This window comes from Ignavibacteria bacterium (assembly GCA_015709655.1).
In the GTDB taxonomy this organism is placed as follows: domain Bacteria; phylum Bacteroidota; class Ignavibacteria; order Kapaibacteriales; family Kapaibacteriaceae; genus OLB6.
On sequence record CP054181.1, the window covers coordinates 1323800 to 1335737 of the forward strand.

10 protein-coding genes are annotated in these 11938 nt (G+C 49.7%); 6 read left to right on the forward strand and 4 right to left on the reverse strand.

The features are described 5' to 3' along the window. Window positions 1–40: 40 nt before the first annotated feature. Window positions 41–1510 carry a chromosomal replication initiator protein DnaA gene (gene dnaA / locus HRU79_05295; GenBank protein ID QOJ27275.1) on the reverse strand — a complete coding sequence of 490 codons (1470 nt, stop codon included), beginning with the start codon at window positions 1508–1510 and terminating at the stop codon, window positions 41–43. Between the two features lie 319 nt (window positions 1511–1829). Between dnaA and tatC the strand changes: the two genes are divergently transcribed. Genes tatC through HRU79_05320 form a run of 5 tightly spaced genes read left to right on the forward strand, consistent with a single transcriptional unit; the run spans window position 1830 to window position 6529 of the window. Next, complete coding sequence (gene tatC, locus HRU79_05300; protein QOJ26094.1) at window positions 1830–2582, forward strand: twin-arginine translocase subunit TatC; 753 nt, start codon at window positions 1830–1832, stop codon at window positions 2580–2582. Further along, the gene (locus HRU79_05305) at window positions 2582–3565 is read left to right on the forward strand and encodes a polyprenyl synthetase family protein (protein QOJ26095.1); all 984 of its coding nucleotides are present in this window, start codon (window positions 2582–2584) and stop codon (window positions 3563–3565) included. The genes tatC and HRU79_05305 overlap by 1 nt, the downstream gene beginning before the upstream one ends. A 16-nt stretch (window positions 3566–3581) precedes the next feature. After that, complete coding sequence (locus tag HRU79_05310; protein ID QOJ26096.1) at window positions 3582–4289, forward strand: Bax inhibitor-1/YccA family protein; 708 nt, start codon at window positions 3582–3584, stop codon at window positions 4287–4289. 11 nt (window positions 4290–4300) lie between these two features. Continuing rightward, window positions 4301–5239, forward strand: a complete 939-nt coding sequence (locus tag HRU79_05315) for a tetratricopeptide repeat protein (protein QOJ26097.1) — start codon at window positions 4301–4303, stop codon at window positions 5237–5239. Between the two features lie 12 nt (window positions 5240–5251). Continuing rightward, a complete protein-coding gene (locus HRU79_05320) occupies window positions 5252–6529 on the forward strand; it encodes a YjgP/YjgQ family permease (GenBank protein QOJ26098.1) in 1278 nt (425 codons plus the stop codon). A gap of 10 nt (window positions 6530–6539) precedes the next feature. Here HRU79_05320 and HRU79_05325 read toward each other — a convergent pair whose 3' ends face one another. Then, window positions 6540–9026, reverse strand: a complete 2487-nt coding sequence (locus HRU79_05325; GenBank protein ID QOJ26099.1) for a hypothetical protein — start codon at window positions 9024–9026, stop codon at window positions 6540–6542. 290 nt (window positions 9027–9316) lie between these two features. Between HRU79_05325 and HRU79_05330 the strand changes: the two genes are divergently transcribed. Further along, window positions 9317–10255, forward strand: coding sequence for an LD-carboxypeptidase (locus HRU79_05330; GenBank protein QOJ26100.1), 939 nt, complete (start codon window positions 9317–9319; stop codon window positions 10253–10255). On the opposite strand, the gene HRU79_05335 is transcribed toward HRU79_05330, so the two are convergent. Together HRU79_05335 and HRU79_05340 are read right to left on the reverse strand one after the other, a co-directional pair. Beyond that, window positions 10223–11164, reverse strand: a complete 942-nt coding sequence (locus HRU79_05335; protein QOJ26101.1) for a hypothetical protein — start codon at window positions 11162–11164, stop codon at window positions 10223–10225. The genes HRU79_05330 and HRU79_05335 overlap by 33 nt on opposite strands. Continuing rightward, complete coding sequence (locus HRU79_05340) at window positions 11137–11922, reverse strand: DUF3108 domain-containing protein (GenBank protein QOJ26102.1); 786 nt, start codon at window positions 11920–11922, stop codon at window positions 11137–11139. The genes HRU79_05335 and HRU79_05340 overlap by 28 nt, the downstream gene beginning before the upstream one ends. Window positions 11923–11938: the final 16 nt, after the last annotated feature.

Below are 11938 nucleotides of genomic sequence, written 5' to 3' on the forward strand. Positions count from 1 at the left end.
TGGCGTCACCCCAGAATCGTCGTCTTCAGTATCAGCCCTGTTATGAACGCAGTGCCTTTTTCAGGAACTCTACGTCCTGCCTGACCTTTCTGTCGGTATCAATATAGTTTGATATCTGCTGGCAGGAATGAAGCACCGTAGTATGGTCACGGCCTCCGAAGTGCATGCCAATGCTTTTTAGCGACATCTGGGTAAGATGTTTTGCAAGATACATACACATCTGGCGTGGCAGTACAACCTCGTGTTTGCGCGTTTTTGCCGACAGCAGCTCGATGGGCTGGTTATAGTAAACCGACACTTCCTGCTTGATATCCTCGATCGTGAGCTGCCGGGCTGACGGTGAGCTGGTAACATTTCGAACAACATCCTTGGCAAGTTCCAGTGACAACTCGCGGTTATCCAGTGTCACCTTTGCAAGAATCGAAATCAGACATCCCTCGATTTCACGCACGCTGGACGAAACGTTTCTGGCAACGAACTCAAGAATATCACCCGGCAGATCCACTCCCTCTTCCAGAGCCTTTTGCTGCAGAATTGCCATTCGTGTTTCAAAGTCGGGTGGTTGAATATCTGCCATCAGCCCCCACACAAACCGCGAAATCAGCCGTTCGTCAACATCGGCCAGATCCTTGGGCTGTTTATCACTGGTAAGAACAACCTGCTTCCCAATGCTCAGAAGAGCATTAAATGTATGAAAGAACTGATCCTGTGTTTTTTCCTTACCGCCAAGGAACTGAATATCGTCAACAATCAGAACATCAACACCGCGGTAAAAATTCGTGAAGTCCGGTACCTTGTTGGTCTGGATGGCATTGATGTATTCCATCGTGAACTTTTCACTGTTCGTATACAGCACCTTTGCCGACCTGTTGCGCTGCAGCACGCGGTTACCAATTGCCTGAACCAGGTGGGTTTTTCCCAGCCCCGTTGGACCATAGATTACCAGCGGATTATAGCTCGTACCACCCGGGTTATCAGCTACCGCCATTGCAGCAGAAATTGCCAGTTGATTGCTCTCGCCGCGAATAAAGTTTTCGAAGGTATGCCGCGGATTGAAGTACGACAGATAATGTACGGCCGGACCCTGCGCCTGAGGAGCCGACGGTGAAGAAGACTTGGGAGCATGAAACGGAAGTGCCGGCTGCTGCATTCCATGTCCTGCCGGCAGGTACACCGCATTCGACGGTTCAGCAGAATCCTTTTCTACCACCACGCGATAGCGCACCTTACTGCGGGCACCCAGAATTTTTTGAGTTGTTTTCTTAATGAGCTGAGCGTAATGCTCTTCCAGCCACTCATAAAAAAAGTTACTTGGCAACTCAATTGTCAGCGTCGTCCCGTCCCAGCTGCTCGGGCGTATCTGTTCGAACCAGGTAGAAAACACCTGTTCCGACACATTGTCGCGAATGATTTCCAAACACCGGGCCCACAGGGTCTCGGCATCTGAAGTACCGCCGCTTCGTGCAGAACGCTCACTTGCAGTTGCTGCCGTCGGGGTTCCGGCTGCCACCTGAGTTGTAGAAAATAAATTTAGTTCGTCATGCTTACTCACCCAACATCCTCCTTGTTGTCTTGTTCACTACCTTTTGCTCCTGGACACACAGTGCGCTGTGTTGATATTCCAAGGGGTGCAAATTTGAATGATTCTATGTATCCAGTCCAAGAAAAATAGTTGATTGTTGTGCAGATTTTTTCCTTGCATTTCTCGGAATCGCTATAACATGCCACAGTTAAAAACACTTCCTGCGATTCCTCGATAAAATGGAGTAGGTCAAACATACGCCTGCCCTGATTAGCCGTATCTTCGCAGCCAAATCGGATCAACAGAGATGGCAGAACAAGATAACGAAAAATCTGGTAGCGAGATGAGTTTCCTGGGGCATCTTGACGAGCTGCGCAGGCGCTTGTTTCGTGCCTTGTTATGGCTTATTGCCGGAACTGCGATTGCAGGATTCTTTCATGAGTGGATCATGAACGTGGCGCTACTGGGTCCGGCCGTCCGGTCGGGCATTCATTTACAGAATTTGCAGCCGTTCGGGCAAGCCTTTTTGTTGTTCAAAGTTGTGTTTTTTGCAGGGTTAATTCTATCGTTTCCGTTTATTGCCTGGCAGGTGTGGGGGTTTGTAGCACCCGGCCTGTATGCACATGAGCGTAAGTGGGCACGTTGGGTAACCGCATTAACTACTCTGTGTTTTTTGCTTGGGGTTGCCTTTGGCTATTTTGCCCTGATACCGAGTATGATGGATTATATCCATGCCATGCAAAATCCCAATATCGAGGACAATATTGCTGTTAACGACTATTTTTCGTTCTTTGTAAATATGATGCTTGCTTCGGGGTTGATTTTTGAGTTACCCATGGTAACGTGGGTAGTTTCCAGGATTGGTTTAATATCAGACAAAGTGATGACAAAGTACCGTCGGCATGCCATTGTTGGAATCCTGGTCATTGCTGCCATTATTACGCCAACGCCCGACCCGATTACGCAGTTGATGGTTGCCATACCGCTGTACATTTTATACGAGATCAGTGTTGTGATTGCGCGGTTCAACTACCGAAAGCGGCAGGAGGCTGATGCCTGATGTCTGTAGCCGTCCATAAAAATATCAGCTCACTTATCTCAGGCGAGTTGAACGAGTTAGACACGTTTATCCGTGTGCATCTTAAGTCGAAGACGGCATTGCTGGATACCGTTATCCGGTATATTCTGCGGCAGCGTGGAAAGCGTGCAAGGCCTATGCTGGTATTTCTGAGTGCAGGTGCGGCTGGCGGGATTACGCACAGAGCAACCGTTGGTGCTGCGATGCTCGAGCTGTTGCACACGGCCACGCTGGTACATGATGATGTGGTTGACAACAGTGCTGAGCGGCGCGGCATAGCAAGCATCAATGCGATCTGGAAGAACAAGGTAGCCGTTCTTGCCGGCGACTACCTGTTATCACAGGGCTTGCTTCTGGCAATGCAAAACAACGAAACCGGTTTCCTGCACATCACGTCGAATGCTGTGCGACGGATGAGTGAAGGCGAACTACTGCAGATTCAGAAAAGCCGGCAGCGCACGATAACAGAAGACACGTACTTCCAGATTATCTCCGATAAAACAGCATCGCTCATTTCGGCCTGCTGCGAAATCGGCGCTGTAAGCGCTTCAGCCTCACCCGAGGTTCAGCAGGCATTCTGCGATTTTGGTGAGCTGTTGGGCAGGGCCTTTCAGATTCGTGACGATGTACTGGATTATACCAGCAGGAGCACTATCCTTGGTAAGCCGGTGGGCAATGACATTACCGAGAACAAGATTACGCTGCCACTGATTTATGCATGCAACAACGCAACCAGTTCCGAAGCCCGGGCAATGATCAAGCTGGTAAAAGGAAAGAATCCCGGTAAAAAGGAAGTCAGTACGGTCATGAAGTTTGTTAACTTACATCAGGGTACGCAACAGGCTCAGGCAAAAGCCCATGAACTACAGGCCAAGGCTGTTCGTCTTCTTGATATACTGCCACCATCGTCATACAAGGAAGCATTGGTGGAGTTTTCTAAGTTTGCGGTTGAACGACCGTCATAAAACAGGAGAATGCATTATGAATTCGTTTGATGTAAATACCCGGCCATTTGCTGCTGCCGTGGATGCCGATGCACTACGTACCTACGTGCAAAAAGTGTATGCGTGGATGATAGGGGGCTTACTCACAACGTCAGTCACCGCGTGGCTTGTTGCATCGAGTCCTGCCATCATCAGTGCCGTTTTTGGGACACCGCTCATTTGGGTGTTTATGCTGGCTCCCATCGCAATGGTGTGGATACTGGCATCCCGCGTTGACACGATGAAACCCAGCACCGCTGCCGGATTGTTTATTGCCTACTCACTGGTTAACGGAATTGCATTTGCCAGTATCTTCCTTGTGTACGAGCTTGGCAGTATCTTCCAGGTGTTCTTCATTGCAGCAGGGATGTATGCTGCCGCCGCAGTGTACGGTTATACTACCAAACGCGATCTGACGGGGATGGGCTCGTTCCTGTTCATGGGCCTTATTGGAATTCTGATTGCCATGTTCGTAAACTGGTTTCTGAACAGCCCGGCAATTACCTGGGCTGTAAGTGTGATTGGCGTGCTAATCTTTACCGGGCTTACAGCCTACGATATGCAACGCATTAAGGAGCAGGCTATCGTGATGTATTCGGGCGACGCACTTGCATCGAAACGGGCAATTGTTGGTGCATTGTCACTCTACCTGAATTTCGTTAACCTGTTCCTGTTCCTGCTGCGCTTATTCGGCGACCGGCGATAATTTGGCTGTACATGGTAACCATGGATACGTCCACACCGGTTGATATTGACCTTGCTCCCGAAGTGGTTCGATTGCTTGAGAGCGCAGAAACCAACCGCGCTTTAACTCTGGCCGCTCAGTGTGTAGAAACGTATCCTGAGTACATTGGTGGTTATATTCTGCTGGCCGATTGCTACCACGTACTTGGTCAGACCGAGGCAGCACGAATCATCCTTGATGCGGCAGGCGCACTGTTCCCCGACCGGTTAATCGTGACCGAACGAATGCAGGGTCTGTCTGCCCGGCCGCACTGGCCCGTACCGCCAGAAGTGAAGGTGCCTGCTGACAATCCCGAAGAGGTGTACGGTTCTGCCACTGATGCTACTGAGGGATTGCACAGACAGCAGCCACAGGAAGTTGTGATCGAACACCATAGCCCCCTGAGGGATATCAAGAACTCCGATACCGTAAAAACTACTCAGGTATTCCCTCTCCGCGTTATCGAACTGGTACCGTCAGGTGGGGCCGACAGAAAGATCCGCAGTACAAACATGAGGCTGATTCCGGGTTTGGAATATACCTCGCTCCGGTTTGAGAGTACATCACTTCGCGACTACCACGCTGTACACTCACTCACCCAACCGCCGCCCTTCCGGGAATTCCATCCTCCACGGAATACGTCCGGCCGTTCGTCTGCAGCACCCCGGGAAGCCAGCCTTGAGCAGATGGCGGCCAAGCTTGGGAAGCTGCGGAGATCCAGATCCGGCAGCGATGAACCTGTTCCCGCTCCCGCGATAACTACCCCGCCCCCGGCTGTAGCTTCGATTACTCTTGCCGGTATTTACATGCAACAGCAGAACTACGATGCCGCGCTGGCCATGCTGCAGTTACTTGTCCCCAAATCCCAGGAACAACAAAAACGTATTACCGACTTGATTGCGGAATGTAAGCAACGCCTTTCATCATCATAATTCTGTTTATTAATGATCCTGTGGCGTTATATCGTAAAGGCTCATCTCGGCCCGTTTATCTTTGGCACTGTAGTAATCATTTTTCTGTTTCTGACGCAGTTCCTGATGAAGTGGCTTGGCGACCTGACAAGTAAGGGGCTTGATAATGCTACAATTATTGAGTTTATTGTTCTGAATATCTCGTGGATTTTGGTCCTTGCCATTCCAATTGGCGTGCTGTTTGCAACAGTCATGGCGTTTGGTTCGCTGAGCAGTACGGCCGAAGTCACAGTGATGAAGGCAAGCGGGATGGGCCTGTTCAGGATGATGATGCCGGTTCTTATCCTGGGAACTGCCATGTGGTGGTTTACATTTTGGTACACCGACAACATTTTGCCGGATACAAATCACCGCCTAAGCAGCATGATGAGCGATATACAGCGTCTGAAGCCAACGTTTGCAATTGAGGCAGGAAAATTTAGTACCGATATTGATGGTTTTACGATTCTTGCTCGCAACCTTACACCGGCGGGCGAAATGCTCAACGTGACGATTTACGATCACTCACGCTCTGATCGGCTGAATATCGTTAGTGCTGATACCGGCAGGCTGGCTTTCTCGCCCTCGCTAACAAAGCTGGTGCTGGATTTGCACAATGGCGAAGTGCATCAGAGTTTTAGGAACGCACCGGATGATTACCGGATTATTCAGTTCCGGAAGCACCAGATGACGATGCCTGCAGACCAATTCTTCCTGGAGCGGTCAGATATGAGCTCTTCGTCGAGAGGCGAGCGCGAAATGCGCATCTCTGATATGCAGCGCATTGTTAACCGCTCTGACAGCGCAATAGCTGTGTCACAGGCAACTACCGACTCACTGTGGAAAATGCAGTTTGCCGTGCCGGGTTCAGAGCTCACGGCACCACCGTCAAAAACAGAGGCTATCAACCGCGCTGCAACGTTTATCAGCACGTCACGTGTTGCACTCGAGGGCGAAGCTAATCGTGCGGCCTCGGAACAAGAAACCATAAACCGCTACGAGGTAGAAATCCACAAGAAGTACGCCATACCATTTGCATGCCTGCTGTTTGTTCTGGTTGGATGCCCGCTTGGTATCTTAACCAAGGGAGGCAATTTTGGACTCTCGGCTGCTATTTGCCTGGTGTGCTACATAGCGTACTGGATGGCGCTGATGGGTGGCGAAACTCTGGCAGACCGTGGACTTATCCAACCAATGATTGCAATGTGGCTTGGGAACGGCATCTTCCTTGCCGTTGGAAGCGCTGCAACGTACGTTGTTAACAATCGGTAACAAGCAACGACTATCTGCTGACGACCATTATTGACTGCGTGGCGTACAGCGGAGTTCTGAAGGTTATTCCATACAGTCCCCCCGGCCATCGCGATACATCAACAACTGAAATATGCGCCTCCGGCTGACTACCCTGCTTGCTGAAAATAAATTTATCTACTTCCTGTCCGAGCGTATTGGTAACCACCAACTCATACTTGCCAGGTGCCGATAACTCAACGTTAATAACTGCCTGCTCAGAAGCGGGATTCGGGGAAATGGTGGCTGCCATCGATGCATACATCCGGATTTGCCTTCCATCCTGGAAGCAGACCGGAGAAACCTGCAGTGAACCGTTGGTTATACTGGTGATGGGCACCTGAAAAATATCCTGATATTTAACGTCGGACACGATAAACGGCGAGTGTCGGACGTGACTGCTAAGAATTGTTCCGATAACAGTGGTTAAGAGTGTTTGTGGCCCCCTGATATCAACCGAGTCAAACTGCACCGTAAGCGTCCGCCGGTTTGCAACCACATCAATAATGTCACCGATAATAACACCGGTAGTAACCATCGAAGGAGCAAAGACGCGGGAATCAAACGATATGTTTAGCTGCATTCTGGTAGCAGGTAACACAAGCGTGTCCGGCGTTAGCCGTACATACACAGGCATACCAAAACCGGTAGAGCCCACCAGACCTGTTGTATCGGGCATGCTGTACTTGGCGTACACCAGATTCATCGTAGCCTTTACGGTTATTTTTCCGGTGTCGGGGCATGGGCTAACAATCGACACATACAGCGTATCAAGATAATCAGTTTCTTTCGATGTGAACAAGCGCACAACAACATCAAGGGTACCGCCTGCCGGAATGGTAACCGGATATCCCAGGGGTGCTATTACTGCAATATCAAATCCCTGTGAAATCCTGCTTATTTCAATCGGTTCGTCATCGGTATTAACAAATTGTACTGTTCGAATGTAGTTGCGCTTATAATCAACCGTACCGTAGTCCAGAACAGCATCCAAATTGTATTGTGGACTGTTTTCCCAGGCTTTCACTGATGCCGACGTAAAGGTGCATCCGCTTGGGTCAGTAGCAACAACACTGTAGTCACCGGGAGTATTTACCGTTATTACGCGGGTTGTATCGCCATTATTCCACCGATATTTTATGAAGCCCGAACTGGCTGAAATATCAACCGTTTGAGTTCCGCAAAACGGACCTCCACCCCAGACGTCCAGACCAAGACTAATTGGTTGTTTCCAGGCAAGACCAACGGTAACGATTCCATCCTTTCCATTTTCAGCACCCCACGATGTCCCGGTAAATCCGTGATTCTTGCCCAGGTTGAGTCCTGCAAGGCCACCGGAGACATCGGTAACCAGATTTGTCAGTGTGCGTTTTGTGATTATCGCGCCGCCACCACCACCGCCACCCGGCCCATGTGGGTTATATCTGGAGAGCACATCACCACTCTTGCCACCACGCGCCTGCACATATAGCGTGGAAGCAACCGAATCGATATCAAGAACAACAGTGCCGCCGGCACCGCCGCCACCCGTACCGTCACCCTGAACATCATCCGGAGAGCTACCCGACTTTCCGCCATTAGCCGAAATCGTATGATTCTGACCATGCACCGTACCTGCTTTGATTACCACAAGTCCGCCACCATTGCCGCCGGCAGAACCTTTTAAGTCGTTCTGCTGACCACCGCCTCCTCCACCACCTAATACAAATCGTAAAGACCGTGGGAGCGAATCCACTGCAAAGCCCGGTAAACCTCCAACATCCCAGTTCTGCGGTCGGTTGTGTTCGGATGACCAGCCTCCCTTTCCGCCGCTTCCGCCGTTTCCACCACCGCCACCGCCGGCATTGGTACCGTTGCCGCCACCACCACCTGTAGCCATGCAACCGCGACCGGCAATCGGATACGTCCATTTTGACCTTGCTATGCCCTCACCTTTTTCTCCGGAGGCACCGGTAAGCCAATTGTACAAGTAGCCGGTTTTATTCATGGCGGTAATTCGTGCTGAAGCATTCCCGCCAACAAACCCCATCTCTGAAACCGAGACATCAGCATCCAAATAAAGGTTGTTGCTAACCGAGAGTACCAGTACTCCGCCTGTGCGTCCGTTCCAGGGCGGAGCTGAAAGTTTATCGGTAATCCTGGCATTTGTGTATTGCGGAACACGGATAAGCTGAACCAGACCTGCCGGATCGTATAGGTTGGCAATGCGTGTTGTAAACACTACTCTGTCCGGTCCAACCGATCCGATTGTTAAAAACTCACATGTGCCTGCACCATGAGTGCTTAATATCGTTCCAAATGTAGAGTCATCCGACGTGCGTATCTCAGCCCCCTTCATCTGAATAATAAAAACCAGATCACCGGGCCGCAAACCGTCTGTAGAGCTTAATACAACTGTACTGTCGCACGGAATAATATCAACTACCGAGACATATTGATTAATCGTCCCGCTAATGGGGGTCTGGGCATGGCAATGCATTCCGAAAAGAATTCCGAAAACAAAAAGCCAGATACTGTAATGTCGAATCGTTTGTGTCACTCTTAAAATCCGTACCCCTAAATATGGGGCAGTCTCCCTTCCAAAACCTATGCCAATTAGGGTACGGAATAAGCAATTTTACGGAATAGTTGTGTAAGTAACGTGGTACCAATATGTTAACGCAGCATTATCCACAAAAGATTCATTAAAATGTTGGTAATCTGTTACAGAATCAGTATAGTTTTCCACAGGAATTAGTGTTATTTCCTCACTTATGCAGATTTTTGGCCATGCAAACGATTTTGCCGAAGAAGCTGGTGCCCGGTGCAACGATTGGGATTATCGCTCCTGCGTCGCCACAGCGTGATACCAAACGGTTAGAGCGCGGAATTTCGTATTTGGAACGGTTGGGTTTCAGGGTTGTATGCGGCGAGAATCTTCATAGCAGGCATGGTGGATATCTGGCAGGCACCGATGATGAGCGGGTGGCAGATCTTCATTCGATGTTTGCCGACCGGCGTGTTGACGCTGTTTTTTGCTCGCGCGGAGGATATGGGTCAGGACGGCTTCTACCGCTGATAAACTTTGATATTATTAAGAAAAACCCTAAAATATTCGTTGGGTTTTCTGATATCACTGCACTGCAGCTGGCAATATTTGCCCGAACCGGATTAATAACGTTTAGTGGTGCGATGCCAAGTGTTGATATGGCGGATGGTTTCGATCCGTTTGCAGAAGAGTGGTTTTGGCGTGTATTGCAATCGGCGAAACCTCTGGGCGTAATCAGACAGCCTAAACCCAAGAAGGTAATAAAGGGTGGAGCAGCTACCGGCTACCTGATACCGGCAAATCTTAGTGTCCTTTGCAGCATAATTGGCTCGGGTTTTCTGCCCAAATGGAACGATAAAATTTTGCTTTTGGAAGACATCGCTGAGGAAACGTACCGGATTGACAGGATGCTCACGCAGCTACGATTAGCGGGAATACTGGGCAGTATTCAGGGATTGGCCACTGGGTACTGGAGCCAGTCTGCGTCTGACCGCAGTACGCCACACCGTGATGTTCACGAAATGATATCTGAAAACGCTGGTGTGGTGAACGGTCCGGTTGTGAGGAATATCTGTTACGGACACGAGAAGAAGAAACTTACAGTTCCTGTTGGTATTCGGGCGAAGCTTTCTGCAAGGGGGCTCGGGTTAACCTTCCTGAGTGCTGCCGTACAGGCGTAATGCCGCTGCTTCAATAACGCTGGGAACAAATGTTAGCTTACACTGCGGATATATTTTTGCAACTTCATTTGTGACGATTGTAAAATAATATGTGTTTTTGAACAGCGATCCATGTACGTACACCTGATCGTGTTCTATCGTCAGTGGTTTTAGGTGAAGCGCTAATGCGGCGGCGGCAGTATTGCAGATCTCATGTGCAGCTGCGTCACCCTTCTGTGCGTAGTCAAACACCTTTTCGGCCAGCAGTGCCACCCTGAGTGTACCTGACCGTAGTATGTCCGATAGCCGTGCTTGGTCAGTGGCTGGCACGCCGGCCAGTTCGGCAACGGCTTCAATAAGCCGTGTGCTGCTACCTCTTCCGTCAATCGCAGCAGCAACAGCCCGCATGGCAAGCATTCCGATATGAAATCCGCTCCCGGCATCGTCAAGGTGCGGTCCCCAGCCCCCTACTTTTTTCAGAAGCCCGCGGGTTCTCTGCACTGCAACACTTCCCGTACCGGCAATCAGGACAATACCGGGATTAAGGCCATTTGCTGCGTACAGTACCAGTTCAGGATCGCTGCAAACAGCCACCCGAGGTTTGTAGGCAAAAAGCGTTAGCCAATCGTGTATAAATAACTCGTGGTATTTGGAGTACTCAGCCTCTCCCCAAATGCCGGCAGCACCAATCATGACTGCCTGAATTCCAAGTTCTGAATTTAAGGCAACACCTACCTCCCGGGTAAGCCAGGTGTGTACATTCGTGCACAGCAGGTTTGTTCTATAGTCCTGTGCTGTTGGTTTAAACGACGGGAGCGTTGTCCGGGCAACAACCGCATTGTTGGCAGCTACGGCAACCTTGGTAGAAGTGCCACCAATATCAACAACAATAACGGCAGGTATTATTTCTTTCCCACTGGAGGTTTCCATGACCCGCGTTTCCACTGCTTTAACTCGATTGTAACAGATCCCACGTACACCTTCATTTTCGCGCGGATCGGCACGCGGGCTTCATCATCAGAAAACCATCCTTCAAACCGTCCGGTTAAACCATAAACACCGGTCCAGTTTGCATCTCCGTTTAGGTAAACTGTTTTTATCGGATAGTCAACAGCATTGATTTCTGTTAGCTGCTTCTTACCGCTGAAGTTAATAACCGTGCTTACAGTGTTGCCCATTATCGCAGTTGGGATGCTAAAGCTTTTACCGGAGTACAGCAGGGCACGGGCAGCAAACAAGAGCGACGAACCATCATTGTATTTTTTGGGGAGATCTACGATGTCCGACTTGATCTTTTCCTTATTCCGGTATTTTTCCATTGTAAGTTTTTTCGATCCATAGTCAAACAGATACTGATCAAACTCCCATACTTTATCGTCGACCAAGGTATTGGCATTGAACTTATGCGAATACGTTATTGATGTATCAATCCAGCTCTCGTACACTGAGTGCAGGCTTACAAACGGGATGTTGGGGTGGGAGTCGATAAACACTTTTACTTTTGCAACCCGGCGACCATCCAACATTGTAAACGGTTCGGTAACTGTTTTAATGGTTCCCAGTGTAATATTCAGATACGACACACGATATACAAGTTCTTCGCCTTCGTACATCAGTTGGGCAGATGTGACGGATGTAGTGCAAATGGCGATAACGGCTCCGAGGATAAGGCTTACTACTCTCTGCATTTTACGATTGTAGGTA